The sequence below is a fragment of the Noviluteimonas lactosilytica genome (genome assembly GCF_020866925.1).
Taxonomy (GTDB): Bacteria; Pseudomonadota; Gammaproteobacteria; order Xanthomonadales; family Xanthomonadaceae; genus Noviluteimonas; species Noviluteimonas lactosilytica.
Window position 1 is genome coordinate 1,196,831 of the sequence record NZ_JAJGAK010000001.1, and the last position, 19,817, is coordinate 1,216,647.

A 19,817-nucleotide genomic window follows, 5' to 3' on the forward strand; every position below is an offset into this window, starting at 1 on the left:
GTGGCCGCCGACCGGCTAAAATCGCGGTCCGCTTCGTTCAACGGATTCGAGCCAGCCCCATGAAGATCCTCGTCGGCTACAAGCGCGTGGTGGACTTCAACGTCCGCATCCAGGTCAAACCCGACGGTTCGGGCGTGGTCACCGACGGCGTCAAGCTGTCGGCGAATCCGTTCGACGAGATCGCGCTCGAAGAAGCCCTGCGCCTGCGCGACAAGGGCGTGGCGACTGAAGTCGTCGTCGCGACGATCGCACCGGCCGACGCGCAGGCCCACCTGCGCAACGGTCTTGCGATGGGCGCCAACCGCGCGATCCACGTCGTCGCCGACGGCCCGGTTTCCTCGCTCACGGCCGCCAAGGCGCTGCTGAAGCTCGTCGAGAAGGAACAGCCCGACCTCGTGATCCTCGGCAAGCAGGCGATCGACGACGACGCGAACCAGACCGGCCAGATGCTCGCGACGCTGTGGGGCCGCCCGCAGGCGACGTTCGCATCGAAGCTCGACGTCGACGGCGGCAAGGCGACCGTCGTGCGCGAAGTCGACGCGGGCCTGGAAACGCTCGAAGTCGACCTGCCGGCGGTGGTCACCACCGACCTGCGCCTCAACGAGCCGCGCTTCATCAAGCTGCCCGACATCATGAAGGCGAAGAGCAAGCCGATGGAGTCCATCGCCTTCGCCGATCTCGGCGTCGAAGCCGGCGAAGATCTCAAGACCACGCATTACGCGCCGCCTGCCAAGCGCAGCAAGGGCGTGATGGTGAAGGACGCGGCCGAACTGGTCGCCGCACTCAAGTCGAAGGGGCTGCTGTAATGGCTAAGGTTCTCATCGTTGCCGAACATCTCGACGGCAAGCTCAATGCGTCGACCGCGAAGGTCGTGTCCGCTGCGAAGGCGCTGAATCCCGAATCGATCGACGTCGTCGTGCTCGCCGCCGATCCGGCGAACATCGCCGCGGAAGCCGCGAAGCTCGCGGGCGTGACGCGCGTGCTCGCGGTGGCCAACGCGGCGAACGCGAATCCGGTCGCGCAGGTGCTCGCGCCGCAGGTGGCGAAGCTCGCCGACGGTTACACGCACGTGTTCGGCCCCAGCACCACGTTCGGCAAGGACCTGATGCCGTGCGTCGCGGCGCTGCTGCACGTCGCGCAGGTGTCCGACGTGATGGCGGTGGAAGGCACGCATACATTCAAGCGCCCGATCTACGCGGGCAACGCGATCGTCACCGTCGAAGCGCCGCAGGGCCGCACGGTGGTCGCGACGGTGCGCACCGCATCGTGGCCGGAAGTCGCGCGCGACGGCAACGCCGCCGTCGAAACCGCGAACGTCGACGCGACGCTGCCGACGCACACGCGTTACGTCGGCCTGGCCGCCGGCAAGTCCGATCGCCCCGACCTGCAGAGCGCGCGTCGCGTCGTCTCCGGCGGTCGCGGTGTCGGCTCGGCGGAAAACTTCAGGATCGTCTACGACCTTGCCGACAAGCTCGGCGCCGCGGTCGGCGCATCGCGCGCCGCCGTCGACGCCGGTTACGTGCCGAACGAACTGCAGGTCGGCCAGACCGGCAAGATCATCGCGCCGGAGCTGTACGTCGCGGTCGGCATCAGCGGCGCGATCCAGCACCTGACCGGCATCAAGGACGCGGGCACGATCGTGGCGATCAACAAGGATCCGGAAGCGCCGATCTTCGAGATCGCCGACATCGGCCTGGTCGGCGACCTGTTCAAGCTGCTGCCGGAACTGGAGCAGGCGCTCTGATGACGTCGAAGAAGAAGGTCATGGTGGTGTTCGGGACGCGTCCCGAAGCCATCAAGATGGCCCCGGTCGTGCATGCGATCCAGGCCCATCCGGCACTCGAAGCGCAGGTCGTCGTCACCGCGCAGCACCGCCAGATGCTCGACCAGGTGCTCGCGATCTTCGCGATCCGCCCGGATGCCGACCTCGACATCATGCAACCGGGCCAGACGCTGCCGGACATCACCGGGCGCATCCTGCAGGGAATGACGCCGGTGTTCGCGCAGTTGCAGCCGGACATGGTCCTCGTGCACGGCGATACGTCGACCACGCTGTCGACGGCGCTCGCGGGCTTCTACGCGCGCATCCCGATCGGCCACGTCGAAGCGGGCCTGCGCACCGGCAACATGCACGCGCCGTGGCCGGAGGAAATGAACCGCCGCCTCACCGCGCCGCTGTGCGCGCTGCACTTCGCGCCGACGGAAGGCTCGCGCGCGAACCTGCTGCGCGAGGGCCTCGCCACCGACCACATCCACGTCACCGGCAACACCGTCATCGACGCGTTGCTCGAAGTGGACGCTCGCCTGAAGGGCGACGAGGCGCTGCACGAATCGATGCGCCAGCGGTTTCCGTTCCTCGATCCGTCGAAGAAGCTGGTGCTGGTCACCGGCCATCGCCGCGAGAACTTCGGCGCGGGCTTCGAACGCATCTGCAAGGCGCTGGCGGCGATCGCGCAGCGCGACGACGTGCAGGTCGTCTACCCGGTGCACCTGAACCCGAACGTGCAGGAGCCGGTGCGCCGCCATCTCTCGCAGCTCGACAACGTGCACCTCATCGAACCGCAGGATTACCTGCCGTTCGTGTACCTGATGCAGCAGGCGCACCTGATCCTGACCGACTCGGGCGGCGTGCAGGAAGAAGCGCCTTCGCTCGGCAAGCCGGTGCTGGTGATGCGCGACACGACCGAACGCCCGGAAGCCATCGACGCGGGCACCGTGCGCCTGGTCGGCACCGACGATGCGCGCATCGTGTCCGCGGTGCTGCAGTTGCTCGACGACCGCGCGGAATACGCGCGGATGTCCGAAGCGCACAACCCGTACGGCGACGGCCTGGCCGCGCGGCGCATCGCCGATCTGGTCGCCGCGCACCTCGGCGCGCAGGCCTGACCGTCAGCGGGCGTCGACGAGCGCCCGCAGCGACGCGATCGTGTGTTCGTAGAAGGGTTGCGTGTAGTGGTACGGCGCGACGCCCCAGCGATGCGCCGGGTCTCCGACGATCAACGCGTCCGGGTAGTCGATGCTCGGCAGCGTCCAGCGCTCCGCGACGACGTCGTAGAGACGGCACAACGTCGCGTTGCTGCGCCGGATCCAGCCCATGCTCGACACCGGGGTGCCATCCGGGAAGTGTTCGGCCCACAACGCGCGATTGAGCACGACTCGCGACGTATCGATCGCGCCGAGGAATTTCTCGAACCCGGCGAGCCACGCTTCGACGAACGCATCGCTGTCCGGCGCGATCGTTTCGCGTCCCTCGATCGACAGCCCGCCCTTCTGCATTTCGCCCGAGTAGCTGTAGAAGCTATCGTCCGCCCGCACCAGCGGAAAGCGTTCGTCGATGCAATCGACGAGCAGCACGTCGTGCGGCGTGGCGGCGATGGTCGCGAGCGTCGTCTTGTCGAGATCGTTGAAGAGCATGCGGCGCTGGAACGCGCTCGGGAGATTCGCGACGACTTCGCGCGCGGACGCGTCGTCGACGCGCGCCATGCCGATGCTCGCCATCGAGGTGCGCGCGAGGTACGCGGCCACTTCGAACGCACCGGGCACCTGCTCCAGCGCATCGCGCGAGACGCAGCTGCCGAGGATGAAGACGCGCTTCAAGGATTCCACCAGGCGTTCCTCCACTCCGTCAGATCGTCGCGCTGGCCGGCCTGCCGTAGACCCAGGTCCGCATCACGACGAAGCTGACGACGGCCAGGCAGGCTTCGACCACGAGTTTCATGAGCCATGCCGGCGCGACGTGCAGGGCATTCAGGCCAATGAGTGCGAGCGTCCCCAGCAACGTCATGGCGCACCAGGTCGCCACGAAGCGCGCGCCCGAGCCGACGCCGATGACGCGCCCGGCATCGCTCGAGAACGTCACCGTGCCGTTGAGCACGTAGCCGAACGCGGCGCCGCACAACCGCGCGGCCACGTTGGCGACGCCGATGTCCACGCCCAGCGTCGTGAGCGACACGAACGCGAGCCAGTCGATCGCGACCTGCACGAGTCCCACCACGACGAACATCATCCCCTGCCGCATCGACTTCACTCCGGGTGCGCTCAGGTCCGATCCATCGGATCGCGCGGCGTGGCGGAAATGTCGTAAGCGAGGAACGCAAGGACAAGCTGCAAGCCGAGGATGATGGACAGCGCCGAGATCATGACCGTGCCCGCGGTGCTGGGCACGTCGGTGCGGATCGACTGCACCCATTCCGATGCGCCGAACACGATGCCGAAACCGAGCAGGCAGACGCCCGCCACCAGCTCCACGCTGGCGATCGAGAAGTCGCGGAGGAAGTAGTTGTAGAAGATGCGCTTGGCGAACGTCACCGCGTGGCGCACCGCGAACTCCGGCAGCACCTTCGTCACCCGCAGGCTGCTCTTCTCGTCGCCGTAGACGGCATCCATGTTGATGTCGCGCACCACCGCACGCAGCGTGTTGAGCCGGAACAGCATGTCGGTCTCGAAGAAGTAGCGCTTGCTGATGCTTTCCAGCGGCAGGTGCGACAACGCGCGGCGGTGGATCGCGGTGTAACCGTTGGTGGGATCGAAGATGCTCCAGTAGCCGGTGGAGAGCTTCGTCATGAACGACAGGCCGGCATTCCCGACCAGGCGCACGAAGGGCATCCTGCTCATCACGCGCAGGTCGAAGAAGCGATTGCCCTTGGTGTAGTCGGCTTTGCCCTGCAGCAGCGGCGCCACGAAACGCGGGATCAGCGCCGGGTCCATCTGCCCGTCGCCATCCACCTTCACCACGACATCCGCGCCGTCCACCAGCGCCTGCGCGTAACCCGCCATCACCGCGCCGCCGACGCCGAGGTTCACCGGATTGCGCAGGACCTGCACGCGCGGATCGCGGCAATTGGCTTGCACGAAATCGCCGGAATGCTCCGGGCACGCATCGTCGACGACGTAGATCCGCCCGACGCTGTCCGGGATGCGCTCGATCACGCCGAGCACGTGCTCGCGCACCCGGTAGGACGGGATGACGACGCAGATCGCGGGCGCCTCAGGGGTCATTGCGCTTCTCCAGTCGGGGTGACCAGGAAAATCTCGGAATGCATTTCGCGCTTCATCCACGGGATGTAGCCCGCGGGAACGCGAGCTTCCTTGTATGCGGCTTCATCCAGTTCGAACTTCCTGACGATCGCGCGCTGCCTGGGGAGCCACCACGTGCCATCGTCCGCATCGGAGTCGGCGAAGTAGTACCCGACGAAATCCAGGCGCCATTCGCCGCGCGCGACGCGCCGCACGACTTCCTGGTTCAACGGCGCCTTCGAAGTCCACAGCGTCTTCGCATCGGTGCCGTACAACAGGAACGGCCCGGGCGGCAGGTGCGCGACGTCGAGCTTGCTCGCATCCGCATCGCGATACCCGGCTTCGGCGAGCAGCAGCAGGCGGCAACGCTTGAGGTCGACGTGGCCGAGTTCGGAGACGTCGTAGATCGGCAGGCCCGGCGCCTTCGACGTCATGTCGGTGATCACCAGGCGGATCGCATTCTGCGCGCGCGAGGAGTAGGCGACGCCCCGCTCGCCGAACTGGCGCGTGACGCCCACGGCGAGCATCGCCACCACGGCGATGCCGGCCACCAGCGCCACGCGATCGCGCCAACCCTCGCGCTTGCCGAGCGCGATGAAGATCAGCACCACGGCGGGGAACATGCACGGCGCGTAGTAGCGCGCCTGCATCACCGGCGGAACGTACTCGTGGAAACTCGCGGTGCCGATCGTGAAATAGACCAGCGGCCAGACGAAGAACAGCGCCGGCACGATCCACTCCATCGCCTCGATGCGCGTGCGCCGAAGGAGCGTCGCAACCGTCAGGACGATGGCGACCGCCAGTGCGATGCCGAACAACGTGGTCGTCCACGGATCCAGGCTGTCGTAGAGGAACGTGAAGCGCTCGACGGGCGTGTGGCCCTGCGCGTCCAGGTAGCTCTGGAAGTTGTGCGACTCGGCGGTGTTCAGCAGCGCGACGTGCCACTGGCCCGCGAAGATCTTGTGCGCGATCGCTTCGGCCGCGAGGAACGCGAGCGCGCCCGCGACCAGCAGGAAACATTCGCGCCATGCGGTGCGCGCGAACTTCCGTCGCAGCAGGTCGATGCCGATGAAGCCGGCGGGAATCAACGCGATGACGGCGTTGCTTTCCTTGACCGCCGCACCGAAGACCATCAACGCACCCAGCGCGACGGCGATCCATGCCCGCGGTTGCCTGCCCTCGCGGTTCGCGCGCAGCCACTTCGCGAGCAGGACCAGCTGCATCGCCACGAGGCACGAGCTGAAGATGTCGGGGAGCAGCGCGCCCGAATTGACATACAGCAGCGGGCACAGGGCCACCGCGATGGAGGCCAGCAACGCGCGCGACTCGCCATGTCGCCGCACGACCGCCCACGCCAGGAACGGCAGGGCGACGTAGAACAGCGAGTACGACACGATGGCCGCGTCGATCGACGTTCCCCCCGACGCCCACAGGAAGAGCGCACCCGGCAGCAGGAAGACGAGCCTGCGCTCGGCGTTCGAATGCAGGTCGATCCACTCGCCGCCGACGATCTTCTGGATGCCGATCAGGTAGCGGGTGTCATCGCTGCAGTACAGGCCCGTGTAGAAGAGATACGCCAGGACCACGGCCAGGGCCGGGCCCACGAAGGGCAACACGTGGCAAAAGCGAGCTGTTGCAGGCAAGAGTCACCCCTCGTGACGTCGAGCAATCCATTTGCGAGGGCGCGCGCATCCGGCGCGCCCGGTGTCGGCAAGGCTTATTCGGGCTTCCAGACGAAGTAGACCGTGCCACGCGAGTCCGCGTTGAGCATGGTCATGCCCGGCTGCGCCTGGGTCGTCGTCGCGGTGATGCGATGACCGCTGTTCCTGCCGTAGTCGCCCACGAACGCGCCATTCGGTTCCTGGAAGGCCTTGTAACGGCGATAGCCCAGGGCGGCCAGCTTCGACTCGATGCGCTTGTCGATCTCCGCCGCGTCGACTTGCTGGAATTCGATCACGAGCTTGCGATAGCGCTCGGCGCCCTGGTCTTCGGTCTTCTTCGAGCGGATCTGGTACTTGAAGTCCGGCACGAACCCGCCCGGGAACTCGTTGCTGTCCGGCGCGACGGCCGGCGTGGTCGCGAGGGCGGCGGCGCCTTCGGCCGCGGTCTGCTTCGGCGCCTGCTGGGCGGACTTGTCCGAGCACGCGGCAAGGGCGGCCACGAGGACCATCGTCCCGATCATCTGCTTGTACATGGTGTGTTCCTGGAAATTGAGGGGAGACATCGACAGCGTGTCGCTTAGGTCAGTGCGCGAAGCGTGGCAGCGTGGTTCGACGTCAGGTGGTGCCAGCTGTTGGCCTGCGCGCGCTCGATTCGCGCGGCGACGGCCTGCTCGCCGGTGAAATCCTCGCCGAGCGCCTGGTGGATCGCATCGACCCATGCATCGGGCCCATCCGCGACGATCAGTGCCGGTGCTTGCTCGGTGATCGCGTCCATGGGCGTCGACACCACCGGGCGACCGGTCGCGAAGTACTCCCACAGCTTCAACGGATTCACCGCATGCATGGCCTCGTTCACCACGAACGGAATCAGCAGCACGTCGTACCGGTTGATCGCGGCCGCACCGAGTTCCCGGCCGACACGCGCGGTGAAGCGCACGTTGTCGAGGCCAGCCAGTTGCCGCTGGAGCTCCCACCGCGTGTCGCCTTCGGCGAGTTCCACCTGGCCGTGCAGGACGAAATCGACCTCCGGCATCCGCCGGCAGACTTCCAGGACCAGCGCCCAGTCGAAGAAGTTCGAAAGATTCCCGAGGTAGCCCGCGACCGGCCGGCCAGGCACGCGATGGTTGCCGAGGTGGTAGCGCGCGAACGTATCGAACGCCACGCCGTTGCCCACCAGGCTTGCCGCTCGCGCCGATGCGGCCTTGCGGTCGAACAGCGGTTGCGACGTGAAGAATACATGCTCGGCCTGCGCCAGCGCCTTCGGCTCGGCGTCGAGCGTGGCCCGATGCACTTCGCCCGTTCCGAAATCCATCGTGTAGTCGTCGTAGACCTCGTACACGTAGCGGCGCTTGTCGCCGAGGCGCAACGCCTGGTCCGGCTTGTAGACCCAGTGCAGGACCCGCGCGCCGCGCCAGTGCTCGGCGACCAGGCCGTCGAGGACGGCCAGCGGATCGTCGCCTTTCCCCTGGTATTTCGCCGATGCGACCTCCGGCGGCATGCCGCCGGTGAACAGGCGGGTCCGGAAGATGTTGTCGTGTTCGTGGACGAGTTCGCCGGCGGCCATGCGCTTCAACTCGGACGCAGGCGCCCAGCCCAGCTTCGCGATGGTCGCGTAGTGGCTTCCGGGCTCGATCACCAGGACGTCGAAGCGGTCGGCCACGTTCGCGGCCAACGCCTCCAGCATTTCGCGCCGATGGAAGTTGCGCCATTTGTCGATGGCCCACACCACCAGCACGTCGCGCCGCTTGCCGGACTTCGCGGGCTGCGCTTGCGCGTCGCCGCCGCCCGACAGGAGTCGATCCCACTCGCCGACGATCTCCGACGTGTCGTAGCGACTGCGGATGATGTCCTTCGCCTGTTGCCGGACACGCGCGCCCGCGGCGCTGCGGTTATGGAATTCGATCAGCGCCGCCGCTTCGCCCGCGTCGCGGACCAACGGGAATTCCGGATAGATGTCCTGCGCGCCTTCGCGCGCCCACAGCACCGGGACCGCGCCCGATGCCGCGCCTTCGGACAAGGCCATGTGGAAGCTCTCGTGGTCCGAAGGCGAGAGGATCGCGCCGATCATCTGCAGCCAGTGATGCACGTCGTTGCCCTGCGGGTCGAAGATGACCCGGTGGCGCAACGGTCCTGCATTGATGCGCGCGTACACCTGCATGTAGTAGTCGCGTTCGGCGGTCCGCGCCCAGAGCCACGGAATGGTCGCCGGGTTGGCGCCCTTCACGCGCAGGCAGTAGCGGTCGTCGCGGCGCGCGAGCAGTTCGAGCGTGTCGATCGCGAGATCCAGGCGCTTGCTCGACGGCGCCGTTCCGATGAGGCCGAGCGTGAACTCCGCGCCACCGTGCTTGGGCAGGTTGTAGCGATCGACGTCGACGAAGTTCGCGAGCACCGAACAGATCTCCGGCGGGATCGCAAATTTTTCGACGCAGTCGTGGAGGATGTGCGCACCGACGAACAGCACGCGCTCCACCTTCGAGTAGTCGATCTGGCCCGGGAACGCCGTGCGGCGTTCCTGCTGGTGCAGGCGGACGATCAGTCGCTGGTGCGGGCGCTTGTGGCGCGCGTAATACACCGCATTGCCCAGCGCCCATTCGGCCACGAGGATGTCGGCCCACTCCAGCAGCGCCTGCGATTGCGCGGGGTCGTGCGCGTCGTGCCCGGTCCAGGCGTCTTCGCGGAACTCGTACTTCCCCGTCTTCTCCAGCGCGCGCTGCAGCGGATACCAGAACTTGAGGTCATGCCCGCTGACCCCGACTCGAATCTTCCTGCTCATTCCCGGTGTTCCCGATTTATTCCACGAGCGCCCGTGCTTCGGCGCCCTGCCCCGACCGCACGAAGTTGGCGGTGTCGCTTGCAAACGTCTTGATGCCTTCGGGCAGCCCGCTCGCGGATTGGCCGAAGAACGATTTCGCGACCCGGCGATTGGCGGCGAGCAACTCGCGACGGCACATCAGCGTGAGCGGATCGAGTGCGATGCCCGACTGGTACTGCGAGTCCTCGCGACCGTCCGCCGGCTTGCCGGTCAGATCGGCGCCGCCATAGCGCGCGGCATGCAGCAGGTCCTGCAGGTAGTGCTGGCCGTAGGCGGCCGTCGGGGACAGGCGCGCGATCATGCCGCAGCCCTCCTCGGCGTGGCCGCGCGACAGCGCGTCCTCCACGCCTCCGTCCACGCGCGCGACGACAACGTGCGGCGCATCGGCGCGGATCTCCGCGGCCGATGCGAGCAACAGGCGCGCGTGCACGCCGGGCGCCAGCGCCTGGCGCTGGAACGCAGCGACCACGGCATCGGCCTGCGCCTGGTCGCCGACGTCGGCGACGACGAGCGCGTCTTCGAACACATCCGCTGCGGGCGACTCGATTTCCAGCATGTCGAGCACCTGGCGGAAGCGGTGGCGATACGTGTGCCGCGCGAACACGGCGCGGATGCCGGCGAGGCTGCGGCGACGCCATTCGGCATCGTCCGTCATCAGCACGCGGATGGCCTCCTCCGCCTCTTCGCGCGTCCGCACATGCCACACCAGGTCGTTGCCGAACGCTTCCTCGGTCCCGCGCGACCACGTGCTGACGATGGGCGTGCCGCACGCGAGCAACTCGAACACGCGACGGGAGAACATCGTCGGCGAATCGATCACCGAGTTCACGTTGAGGAAGACACGGTAGTTGCGATACGCCTGCCCGACTTCCGCGTACGGCAGGCGGCCGCGCACGAAGGGCGAGAAACGTTCGGGGAACGCGAAGTCGGAGGGCGCGCTCGCATTCGCGGAGTAGTTGCGGTCGAAGATGTCCAGGTCGAACGCGGTGGCCGCATCGAGCAGCATCAGCTGGTCGGCGCGACGGTCCTCGAAACGATTCGCGTAATAGCTGCCGGCGAAGCAGACCTTGTCGTTGCGCGCCGCGGAGCCGATCGGGTTGTGCAGCGATTCCTCGGCCGCGAACTGCAGCACGCCCACGCGCGCTTCGGTGCGGGCCTCGTACTCGGGAACGGCTTCCGCGGCCGTGGTCAGGACCACGTCGAAACGCTTGGCGTTGTCGATGAAGTTGTTGAAGTGGACCGGGTCTTCCTTGTTCCAGAAGACCGTGGGCACGCCGCGGCTCTGGAAGCCATCCACCATTTCGCCCAGTTCACGACCCGGCGGATTGGCGTAGCTCGCCACGCGGTACTGCCACGTGCCGTGGTTGCCCTTCCACGAGGACTCGACGAACAGGAAGCGCGGCTTGCACGTCTCCAGCAGTCCTTCCCAGTTGTCCGGGCGCGGTTCGATCATCGAGGCGTGCGGTGCGAAGCAAGCGCGCGAGAACTCGTCCATCACGCTCATCACCGGCACGGTGCCCGGCCGGATGTCCTGCTTCCAGCCGATCGTCGACAACGCGTTGGCCGGATCGCCCGCGGGCATCGCGGGAATCGACGACCTGGCCGCCGATCCGCCCGTCGAGGCCAGCGGCGGGACCACCACGGGCCTGAGTTCGGGCAGCGGAGCAGGCGTGGCCGGGATGCCGTCGCTTCCGCGACGACGGTAGGCACGCGCGGCGCGCACGATCGCGCGGGGAAAACCGATGATGCCGCGCGGGCTGCGCAGGCCGAGGAAGGCCTGTCCGATCGCGAGCGCAACGGAGTGTTTGTAACGCTCGTTTTCCTCGTGGAGGCGGTTGACCACTTCGGTGAACTTGACCGCGCGCTCGCGCTCGGCCTCCAGGTGCGCGTAGTGACCGCTGCGCTTGTGCTGCGCGTGGACGAGTTCCTGTCGCAACTCGTCCATTTTCCCGCGCGTCTGCTTCGCGCTGTCCTGCAACTCGGTCGCGCGCTTCGCGGACGCCTCGAGCTGCTGCTGCATGGCGCGGACGCGATCGGCCTCGGCGCGTTCGCTGCCGCGCACCTTGACGAGCTCCGACTGCAGCTCGACGACCTGGGTCTGCAGGGCGGCGATGCGTTTCGCATCGACCGCATGTTCTTCGCGCAGCGCATGCATCTGCGTCGACTGCTCGGCGTGCGCCTTGTTCGCGGTGTCCAGCGCGGCCTGCAGGCCGTTGCCGCGCTCGGTGCGCACGGCGAGATCGCGTTCGAGTTCGAACGCGCGCGTGGTCATCTTCTGCTGCGCCTCGCGCAGGACCTTGGCGTTCTGCTCGAGGGTCGCGTTGGCCTTCGCGCGTTCCTGCGCGATGGCGCTGAGGGTGTAGTAGCCGGTCTGCACGTCGAGGGCGCCGGTTTCGGTCGCGCGCAGCAGGCCATCCGATTCGTCGCGCGCGGCTTCGCCGGCGGGGCGACGGTCGGCGACGATGCGGATGTAGCCTTCCAGGACTTCGATGGCGTCCAGCGTGAATTCGTCGGCGAGCGCTTCGTGCAGGTGGCGCGGGAAGATCGTCGACTTGTGGTCCGGCCACGGGTGCAGGCCGTAGGGCACGGTGACGACGATGCGCCCACCGGGTGCGACGCGCGCCGCGCCCTGGCGGATGAAGCGCACGGGGTTGGTCTGGTGTTCGACGACCTCGCCCATGATCACCGTGTCGTACTGGCCGTCTCCGAGCGCGGCGAGTTCGCCGCAGCGGAAATCCAGGCGCTCCTGCACCGTCGCGATTTCCTTCGCACGCTCGCCCATCGCGTATTCGATCGCGGGCGGGTAGATGTCCAGCCCGGTCACGCGCAGGCCTTCGCGCGCCATCAGGATCGAGGCGATGCCCTGGCTGCAGCCGACGTCGAGCACGGTGTCGCCGCGCGCCTGCGCGCACATCCAGTTGATGCGTTCGCGCGTCTTCTGGCCGAAGGCGGCGCCCATCGCATCGTAGTAGGCCTCGTTGATGCGATCGGCCCACGGGTTGTCGTCGTGGCCGTCGTGATCGTGATCGTCGTGCATGGTCATGTGGCGGCCTTGCGTCAGGACTTCGTGGTGTTCCAGAAACCGGTGGCGTCGATGACGGCCTTGCCGGCGGGGCGTTGCATGCTGCGGAACGCGGAGTGCCCGACCAGCATGACGATGACGTCGGCGGCCTGCACGGTGGACTCCAGCGGGCCGAAGACGATCCCGTCGGTCGCTTCGCCGGAATGGCCGATCGCATCGGAATACGGGTCGATGCACGTCACGCGGCCCGGATAGCGCGCGGCGATCGCGCGCGCGATCTGCAGCGAGGGGCTTTCGCGGAAGTCGTCGACGTCGGGCTTGTAGGTCAGGCCCATGCACGCGATGCGCGGATTCGGCACGCTCGCCGCGGCGACGGCGTGCGCGACCTGTTCGAGCACGTACATCGGCTTGGCGTCGTTGACTTCGCGCGCGGTGCGGATCAGGCGCGCGCGTTCCGGCGCACCCGACACGATGAACCAGGGATCGACCGCGATGCAGTGGCCGCCGACGCCCGGGCCCGGGTTGAGGATGTTCACGCGCGGATGGTGGTTGGCGAGCGCGATGACCTTCCACGCGTCCAGGCCCCAGTCGCCGCAGATCATCGAAAGCTCGTTCGCGAAGGCGATGTTGACGTCGCGGAACGCGTTCTCGGTGAGCTTGCACAACTCGGCGGTGCGGTCGTCGGCGGGGATGCACGCGCCGCGCACGAACGCGTGGTACAGCGCGGTGACGCGCTCGGTGCAGCTCGGCGACATGCCGCCGATGATGCGATCGTTCTCGACGAGTTCCTGCAGCATGCGGCCGGGAATGATGCGCTCCGGGCAGTACGCGACGTGCACGTCCGGCGCAGTCTCGCCGTCGAGCGGGAAGCGCAGGTCGGGGCGCAGCGACGCGAGCAGGCGCGCCATCGATTGCGTGGTGCCGACCGGCGAGGTGGATTCGAGCACGACGATATTGCCCTTCGCGAGCACCGGCGCGATCGAACGCGCGGCGGCTTCGACGTAGCGCACGTCCGGCGCGTGCGTGTCGTGGTCGGCCGGCGTCGGCACGGCGATGATGAACGCATCGGCCGCGGCGGGCGCGATGGCCGCGCGCAGCGAGCCACCGTCGACGCAACGACGCACGAGTTCCGGCAGGCCGGTTTCCTCGATCGGCGTTTCGCCGGCGTTGACCGCGTCGACGACGCGACGCGCGATGTCGATGCCCAGCACGCGCTTGCCGCTCGACGCGAACATCGCGGCCGTGGGCAGCCCGATGTAGCCGAGGCCGACGACGGCGACGTCGGCGCGCGTCGCGTCCGACCCGGCCTCCGCGGCGCGAGCGGGGTTCTGGATGGTGTCGTTCATCGATGTCCTCTGATCGCGATGCGCGGCGCTTCGTTGGCGTCGGCATGCGCGTGGTCGTTCCGTGGTTCGGTCTCGATGGCGCGCACGAGCGTGGAAGCAAGGCGGTGCCAGGCGTGTCGGGTGATGTCGTAACCGGCGTTGCCGGGACGCGCGACGCGGCCATTGCGCGCCTTCTCGTCCAGCAGCGCGCGCAGGCGCGCGGCCAGCGCATCGGCGTCGCCGCGCTCGCACCATCCGAGGCCCGCGTCGCGCACGAGCTGCGCGCCCGCGTCGTCGTCGATGCCGCCGACCTGCAGGATGGGCGCGCCGGCGCCGAGGTATTCGTAGAGTTTGCCGGGGACCTGCACCGGGTCGTCGTTGGCGATGTTCACCAGCACGTCGCACTTGCGCTGCAGCGCGAGCGCGCGGCGGTGCGAGACGAAACCGAACAGGCGGACCTGCCCGGGCTGCGTGGCGGCTACTTCGACGATCGCCGACGGCACGTGCGCGCTGGCGATGTTGAGGCGCACGCCGGGCGTCGCGGCGATCGCGTGCAGCAACGCATCGACGCGGCGGAACGCGTAGAAGCTGCCGGTGTAGAGCAACTCCAGCCGCTGCGGATCGAAGGCCGGCACGGGGAGCGAAGTCGGGTCGAACGTCGCGTCGTAACCTTGCGTCAGCACCAGGCAGCGCTCGCGCGGCAGGCCGTGGCGCTCCGCGAGCAGCGCGCACGTGCGCGCACTCGTGACGGTGACGAGGTCCGCGCGTTCGCACGTCGCGCGTTCGATCCTGTGTGCGCGGCGACGCCAGCGGCGCGGCGTGTACGGCGCGAGGACCGGATCGCCCAGGTCGGCGATCCAGCGGAAGCCGCGCTCGCGCGCCTGCAGGCCGAGTTGCAGCGTGTTCGCCGGTTCGTGCGAGGTGATCACCGCATCCGGGCGGAACTCGTCGAGGACCGCGTCGAGTCGCTTGCGCGCCCACGGCAGCCACTCGGTGCGCGCGTCGGGATAGAGCACGAAGGCTTCGATCGCCTTCAGCACTTCCATCACGTGGCCCTTCCAGTTCAGGCCGTGCGCGAAGCGGCGCTTGATCAGCTTCTCGGTGCGATCGCGCAGGCGGCCCTTCCAGTTGAGGCCGTCGGTCGACACGTTCCACTCGGTGACCGAGTCGTCGATCGCCCCCTGCGGCTGGCGACGCTGGCGCGAGGCGACGAAGCCCGCGAGCGGACCCGGATACACGCGATGCACGACGACGCTCGCCGGCAATTCGGGCATGCCCGGGCCGCGCGACACGAGATCGGGTGCGAGCACCTGCACGTCGTGCCCGGCGTTCGCGAGCTCGCGCGCCAGGTACGCCCAGCGGATCGCCTGCGGCGACGGCATGGGCGGGAAGTCGTAGGCGACGAGCAGCAGGCGCATGCGATCAGGCCGCGCTGGCCGGCGCGGGTGCGCGCAGGCTTTCTTCGTAGGACTTGATCGCCGACTCGATGTCGCCGAAATGCACGAGCTTGCCTTCCTGCAGCACCAGCCCCTTGTTGCACACGTCGCGCAGCAGCGCGGTGTTGTGGCTGGCGAGCACGACGATCTTGGCGCCGTCGACGCGGCTGCGCATGCGGTCGCGCGCCTTGTGGATGAACGCCGCGTCGCCCGCGCCGATCCACTCGTCCATGATCATGATGTCGTGCTGCTCGGCCGTCGCGATCGCGAAGCCCAGGCGCAAACGCTGCCCGGACGACAGTGTCTTGAGGCGATGGTGCGTCTTGTCCTCGAGTTCGGCGAACTCGAGCACGGGCAACACGACATCGCGGACCTGCGACGCGCGCAGGCCCATCGCGGTGCCGCGCAGGTAGATGTTTTCCAGCACCGTGGCTTCGTTGTTGAACCCGAGCGAGACGTTGAGCAACGCCTGGCGCGAGCCTTCGATGTCCACGTGTCCCGTCGTGGGCTGGTACGCACCGGTCAGGATGCGCAGCAGGCTCGATTTGCCGGCGCCGTTGCGCCCCAGCAGACCGATGCGGTCGCCCGCGTTCGCGGTGAACGACACGCGGTCGAGGATCGTGCGGAACTCGCGGCGCGGCGGATCGAAGGCCGCGCCCCACAGCGTCTTGAACAGCGATGTCGCCGAGCGCGCGTTCTGCAGGAACAGCGGCAGCTCGAGGGTGATGTCGTGGGCGTGGATGTGCGTGCTCATGGCCTTACACCCACACCGGCACGTAGCGCGAATAACGCCGGTACAGCACGGCCGCGGCCGTCCAGCCGATCACCGTCATGGCGGCCATGTAGACGTACGTGAGCGTCTCGATGTGATTGCCGAACAACGGCGCGCGGATGATTTCGATCATGTGGTACAGCGGGTTGGCGCGCATGAACCATCCGTGCGGCGTTCCCCACGGCGCCATCTCCGGCGGCCACAGGATCGGCGTGAGGATGAACGCGAAGATGAAGATGCTGCCGGTGAGTTCGTTGACGTCCGGATAGCGCGCGCCGAGGAGCGCAACGACGACCGAGATCCAGAACAGGTTCGACACCACGAGGAAGAACGCAGCCGGCAACGTCAGCAGCCCCGTCCAGTGCAGCGCCGGCGACAGCAGCAGCACCACGACCACCAGCGGCATCGCGGCGAGCAGGTAGAACAGCGACTTCGCGAGCACGCGGAACATGAAATCGGTGAGGCGCAGGTGCCCGTCGAGGATGAAGCCCGAATGGCCCAGCAGCACCGTGCACGATTCGGTGATCACCGAGGCGAACAGGCGGTACAACAGGTAGCCGATCGCGAACACCGGGATCGACGCCATCGGATCCTTGTTCTGCAGCAACGCGTAGAAATAGCCGATGCCGCCGACGTACAGCATCGGCGGCAACAACAGCCACACCATGCCCAGCCGCGAACGGCGGTACTTGGTGACGATGTCCAGCCAGCTGGAATAGGCCCAGAACCCGGGCTCGCGCACGCTGGCGCGGATGTGGTCGAACAGTTCCATCTCAGGCCAGCGCGCGGTCGAGGTCGCGACGCAGATCGTCGAGGTCTTCCACGCCGACGCTCAGGCGCACGAGGTTGTCGAACAGGCCCAGCTGCTCGCGACGCTCGGGCGGGATCGACGCGTGCGTCATGATCGCCGGGTGGTTCACCAGGCTTTCGACGCCGCCCAGCGATTCGGCGAGCGTGAACAGTTCGGTGCGTTCGCAGAAACGCTTCGCGCCGTCGAGGCCGCCCTTCACGAAGATCGTGACGATGCCGCCGAAGCCGTCCATCTGCTTCTGCGCGAGCGCGCGCTGCGGGTGCGAAGCGAGGCCCGGGTAGGCGACGCGTTCGATCGACGGATGCGATTCGAGCCACTGCGCCAGCGCGAGTGCGTTGTCGCAGTGCGCGCGCATGCGCAGGTGCAGCGTCTTCAGGCCGCGCAGGGCGAGGAAGCTGTCGAACGGCCCCTGCACCGCGCCGATCGAGTTCTGCAGGAACGCGAGCTTGTCCGCGAGTTCGGCGTTGTCGCCGACCACGAGGATGCCGCCGACCATGTCGCTGTGGCCGTTGAGGTACTTCGTCGCCGAGTGCATGACGATGTCGGCGCCGTGTTCGAGCGGGCGCTGCACCATCGGCGAGGAGAAGGTGTTGTCGACCACCACGAGCAGGCCGCGCGCCTTGGCGATCTTCGCGATCGCGGCGATGTCGACGAGCTTCAGCAGCGGGTTGGTCGGGGTTTCGATCCAGACCAGCTTCGTGTTGGGCTTGAGCGCGGCTTCGAACTTCGCCGTGTCGCTCATGTCGACGTACGAGAAATCCAGGCCGGCCGAACGGCGGCGCACGCGTTCGAACAGGCGGAACGTGCCGCCGTACAGGTCGTCCATCGCGACGACGTGGTCGCCGCTGTCGAGCAGTTCGAGCAGCGTTGAGGTCGCCGCCAGGCCCGAGGCGAACGCGAACCCGCGCGTGCCGCCTTCGAGGCCGGCGATGCAGCGCTCGTAGGCGAAGCGCGTCGGGTTGTGCGTGCGGGAGTACTCGAAGCCCTGGTGCACGCCCGGGCTCGACTGCGCGTACGTCGAAGTCGCGTAGATCGGCGTCATCACCGCGCCGGTCGACGGATCCGGCGATTGTCCCGCGTGGATGGCCAATGTGCCCCGGCCGTAGGCCTTGCCCGTCTCGTCCTTCATGTCGCCCTGCCCGGCCGTGAAAATGCCGTCCAGTTTAGCATCGGCCGCTTACTGGACCCTGCGGCGGAGCCAGTTCAGCAAGTCGATCCGCGTGATGAGTCCCAGGAAACGGGTCCCATCCGTGACGATGGCCACGTGGCCGCGGTCGAAGACCGGCAGCAGGGCCTCCATGGGCGATCCCACGTCGAGGATGTCGAGCTTGGACACCATCGCGGTCGAGACCGGGTCGCGGAAGCGGTTCTCGTCGCCGTAGACATGCAGGAGCACGTCCGACTCGTCGACGATGCCGACGATCTTCTCCCCGTCCATGACCGGCAGCTGCGAGACGTCGTACAGCTTCATGCGCTGGTAGGCGGTGACCAGCAGGTCGTTGGGACCGACGACGATGGTGTCCTTGCGCGAATACGGGCGCAGGATCAGGTCGCGCAGGTCGCCCTGCGATTCGCGCTCCAGGAAGCCGTTGTCCAGCATCCAGTAGTCGTTGTACATCTTCGACAGGTACTTGTTGCCGGTGTCGCACACGAACACGAGCACGCGCTTGGGCTCGGTCTGTTCGCGGCACCAGCGCAGCGCGGCGGCGAGCAGCGTGCCGGTCGAGGAGCCACCGAGGATGCCTTCCTTCTCCAGCAGCATGCGCGCGGTGAGGAAGCTTTCCTTGTCGGGGATCGCGTAGGCCTTCTTCACCCGCGTGAAGTCGGAGATCGGCGGGAGGAAGTCTTCGCCGATGCCTTCGACCATCCAGCTCGCCGACTTGTCGGACAGCGTGCCGCGGTTGATGTATTCCTCGAGGATCGAGCCGACGGGATCGGCGAGGATCAACTCGGTCTTCGGCGAATGATTGGCGAAGCAGCGCGACAGGCCGGTCATCGTGCCCGAACTGCCGCAACCGAACACGATCGCGTCGAGGTCGCCGTCCATCTGGCGCAGGATCTCGGGGCCCGTGCCGAACTCGTGCGCGGCCGGGTTGTCGGGGTTGCCGAACTGGTTGATGAAATACGCGCCGGGCGTTTCGCGCGCGATGCGTTCGGCCATGTCCTGGTAGTAGTCCGGATGGCCCTTGGCGACGTCGCTGCGCGTGAGCACGACCTGCGCGCCCATCGCCTTGAGGTTGAAGATCTTCTCGCGGCTCATCTTGTCCGGGACGACGAGGATGAGCTTGTAGCCCTTCTGCTGCGCGACGAGCGCAAGGCCGATGCCGGTGTTGCCGGCCGTGCCTTCGACGAGCGTGTCGCCCGGCCTGATATCGCCGCGCTTTTCCGCGGCTTCGATCATCGAGATGCCGATGCGGTCCTTGACCGAGCCGCCGGGATTCTGGCTCTCGAGCTTGAGGAACAGCGTGCACGGGCCGGCGTCGAGACGCTGGGCCTGCACGACCGGCGTTTCGCCGATCAGTTCGAGCACGGATTGATGGATCGGCATGCGCGTTTCGTCCCGCTGGCGGCCGCGTGCGTGCGGCGGAGCAGGAGATTATGCCGGGGAGAAGCATGCGGCGGAGATGCCACCGCGGGCGGCGCCTGCAGACGAGGACGCCGGCGCCGCCCGCGACGGTGGTGAAGCGTGTTGCGATGAATCGTGTCGGGGCCGCTAGTGGTTGGCGGCGTACATCGACGTGAGGCGGTCCTTCGCGAGAAGCTTTTCGCGCTTCATCTTCGACAGTGTGAGGTCGTCGATGGCGAGGACGCCGAGTTCGGCGTCGAGTACTTGTTTGTCGAGTTCCTTGTGGCGCTGGTACAGGGTCTTGAACTCCGGGTTGGCCTTGATCAGCGCATCGAGTTCCGCCTGCGGTTGCCCTTCGAACATGTCAGCCTCCTCTGGATCGTGATGCCTCAAAAC

At 67.5% G+C, this 19,817-nt stretch carries 17 protein-coding genes; 3 read left to right on the plus strand and 14 right to left on the minus strand.

Annotated elements, in window-relative coordinates:
- Nucleotides 1–59: 59 nt before the first annotated feature.
- The 3 genes from LK996_RS05815 to wecB are packed head-to-tail and all read left to right on the plus strand — an operon-like array spanning nt 60 to nt 2,886.
- Complete coding sequence (locus tag LK996_RS05815) at nt 60–806, plus strand: electron transfer flavoprotein subunit beta/FixA family protein (protein ID WP_230526179.1); 747 nt, start codon at nt 60–62, stop codon at nt 804–806.
- Complete coding sequence (locus LK996_RS05820; protein ID WP_230526180.1) at nt 806–1,744, plus strand: electron transfer flavoprotein subunit alpha/FixB family protein; 939 nt, start codon at nt 806–808, stop codon at nt 1,742–1,744. Before LK996_RS05815 ends, LK996_RS05820 begins: the two co-directional genes overlap by 1 nt.
- Complete coding sequence (wecB, locus tag LK996_RS05825; protein WP_230526181.1) at nt 1,744–2,886, plus strand: non-hydrolyzing UDP-N-acetylglucosamine 2-epimerase; 1,143 nt, start codon at nt 1,744–1,746, stop codon at nt 2,884–2,886. Before LK996_RS05820 ends, wecB begins: the two co-directional genes overlap by 1 nt.
- 3 nt (nt 2,887–2,889) lie before the next feature.
- Here wecB and LK996_RS05830 read toward each other — a convergent pair whose 3' ends face one another.
- The 14 genes from LK996_RS05830 to LK996_RS05895 all read right to left on the minus strand — a co-directional run bounded on the left by LK996_RS05830 (nt 2,890) and on the right by LK996_RS05895 (nt 19,784).
- On the minus strand, nt 2,890–3,606 hold the full coding sequence (locus LK996_RS05830; RefSeq protein ID WP_230526182.1) for a DUF6270 domain-containing protein: 717 nt from the start codon (nt 3,604–3,606) through the stop codon (nt 2,890–2,892).
- 19 nt (nt 3,607–3,625) lie between these two features.
- Nucleotides 3,626–4,018: a GtrA family protein gene (locus LK996_RS05835; protein ID WP_230526183.1), complete on the minus strand. Its 393-nt coding sequence runs from the start codon at nt 4,016–4,018 to the stop codon at nt 3,626–3,628.
- Nucleotides 4,019–4,038: 20 nt separating this feature from the next.
- Entirely contained in the window at nt 4,039–4,998 is a 960-nt protein-coding gene (locus LK996_RS05840) for a glycosyltransferase family 2 protein (protein ID WP_230526184.1), read from the minus strand.
- Complete coding sequence (locus tag LK996_RS05845; protein ID WP_230526185.1) at nt 4,995–6,632, minus strand: ArnT family glycosyltransferase; 1,638 nt, start codon at nt 6,630–6,632, stop codon at nt 4,995–4,997. Before LK996_RS05845 ends, LK996_RS05840 begins: the two co-directional genes overlap by 4 nt.
- Before the next feature lie 101 nt (nt 6,633–6,733).
- The gene (locus tag LK996_RS05850; protein ID WP_230526186.1) at nt 6,734–7,210 is read right to left on the minus strand and encodes a hypothetical protein; all 477 of its coding nucleotides are present in this window, start codon (nt 7,208–7,210) and stop codon (nt 6,734–6,736) included.
- Between the two features lie 44 nt (nt 7,211–7,254).
- Nucleotides 7,255–9,450 (minus strand): glycosyltransferase, encoded by a 2,196-nt coding sequence (locus LK996_RS05855; protein ID WP_230526187.1) that lies wholly within the window; start codon nt 9,448–9,450, stop codon nt 7,255–7,257.
- 16 nt (nt 9,451–9,466) lie between these two features.
- Nucleotides 9,467–12,532 carry a glycosyltransferase family protein gene (locus LK996_RS05860; RefSeq protein WP_230526188.1) on the minus strand — a complete coding sequence of 1,022 codons (3,066 nt, stop codon included), beginning with the start codon at nt 12,530–12,532 and terminating at the stop codon, nt 9,467–9,469.
- A 14-nt stretch (nt 12,533–12,546) separates the two neighbouring features.
- Complete coding sequence (gene wecC / locus LK996_RS05865) at nt 12,547–13,857, minus strand: UDP-N-acetyl-D-mannosamine dehydrogenase (protein ID WP_255656395.1); 1,311 nt, start codon at nt 13,855–13,857, stop codon at nt 12,547–12,549.
- The gene (locus tag LK996_RS05870; RefSeq protein ID WP_230526189.1) at nt 13,854–15,254 is read right to left on the minus strand and encodes a glycosyltransferase; all 1,401 of its coding nucleotides are present in this window, start codon (nt 15,252–15,254) and stop codon (nt 13,854–13,856) included. The genes wecC and LK996_RS05870 overlap by 4 nt, the downstream gene beginning before the upstream one ends.
- A gap of 4 nt (nt 15,255–15,258) precedes the next feature.
- A complete protein-coding gene (locus LK996_RS05875) occupies nt 15,259–16,026 on the minus strand; it encodes an ABC transporter ATP-binding protein (RefSeq protein WP_230526190.1) in 768 nt (255 codons plus the stop codon).
- Nucleotides 16,027–16,030: 4 nt separating this feature from the next.
- Entirely contained in the window at nt 16,031–16,816 is a 786-nt protein-coding gene (locus LK996_RS05880) for an ABC transporter permease (protein WP_230526191.1), read from the minus strand.
- A 1-nt stretch (nt 16,817) separates the two neighbouring features.
- Complete coding sequence (locus tag LK996_RS05885) at nt 16,818–17,984, minus strand: cystathionine gamma-synthase (RefSeq protein WP_230526192.1); 1,167 nt, start codon at nt 17,982–17,984, stop codon at nt 16,818–16,820.
- 48 nt (nt 17,985–18,032) lie between these two features.
- Nucleotides 18,033–19,403 carry a pyridoxal-phosphate dependent enzyme gene (locus LK996_RS05890; RefSeq protein ID WP_230526193.1) on the minus strand — a complete coding sequence of 457 codons (1,371 nt, stop codon included), beginning with the start codon at nt 19,401–19,403 and terminating at the stop codon, nt 18,033–18,035.
- Nucleotides 19,404–19,568: 165 nt separating this feature from the next.
- A complete protein-coding gene (locus LK996_RS05895; RefSeq protein ID WP_230526194.1) occupies nt 19,569–19,784 on the minus strand; it encodes an HP1242/YdcH family protein in 216 nt (71 codons plus the stop codon).
- Nucleotides 19,785–19,817: the final 33 nt, after the last annotated feature.

Coding starts and splice junctions, on each gene's coding strand:
- LK996_RS05835 (WP_230526183.1), bottom strand. CDS start 4,018: ATGCGGCAGGGGATGATGTTCGTCGTGGTGGGACTCGTGCAGGTCGCG.
- LK996_RS05855 (WP_230526187.1), bottom strand. CDS start 9,450: ATGAGCAGGAAGATTCGAGTCGGGGTCAGCGGGCATGACCTCAAGTTC.
- wecB (WP_230526181.1), top strand. CDS start 1,744: ATGACGTCGAAGAAGAAGGTCATGGTGGTGTTCGGGACGCGTCCCGAA.
- LK996_RS05840 (WP_230526184.1), bottom strand. CDS start 4,998: ATGACCCCTGAGGCGCCCGCGATCTGCGTCGTCATCCCGTCCTACCGG.
- LK996_RS05820 (WP_230526180.1), top strand. CDS start 806: ATGGCTAAGGTTCTCATCGTTGCCGAACATCTCGACGGCAAGCTCAAT.
- LK996_RS05880 (WP_230526191.1), bottom strand. CDS start 16,816: ATGGAACTGTTCGACCACATCCGCGCCAGCGTGCGCGAGCCCGGGTTC.
- LK996_RS05890 (WP_230526193.1), bottom strand. CDS start 19,403: ATGCCGATCCATCAATCCGTGCTCGAACTGATCGGCGAAACGCCGGTC.
- LK996_RS05860 (WP_230526188.1), bottom strand. CDS start 12,532: ATGACCATGCACGACGATCACGATCACGACGGCCACGACGACAACCCG.
- LK996_RS05885 (WP_230526192.1), bottom strand. CDS start 17,984: ATGAAGGACGAGACGGGCAAGGCCTACGGCCGGGGCACATTGGCCATC.
- wecC (WP_255656395.1), bottom strand. CDS start 13,857: ATGAACGACACCATCCAGAACCCCGCTCGCGCCGCGGAGGCCGGGTCG.
- LK996_RS05815 (WP_230526179.1), top strand. CDS start 60: ATGAAGATCCTCGTCGGCTACAAGCGCGTGGTGGACTTCAACGTCCGC.
- LK996_RS05850 (WP_230526186.1), bottom strand. CDS start 7,210: ATGTACAAGCAGATGATCGGGACGATGGTCCTCGTGGCCGCCCTTGCC.
- LK996_RS05870 (WP_230526189.1), bottom strand. CDS start 15,254: ATGCGCCTGCTGCTCGTCGCCTACGACTTCCCGCCCATGCCGTCGCCG.
- LK996_RS05875 (WP_230526190.1), bottom strand. CDS start 16,026: ATGAGCACGCACATCCACGCCCACGACATCACCCTCGAGCTGCCGCTG.
- LK996_RS05895 (WP_230526194.1), bottom strand. CDS start 19,784: ATGTTCGAAGGGCAACCGCAGGCGGAACTCGATGCGCTGATCAAGGCC.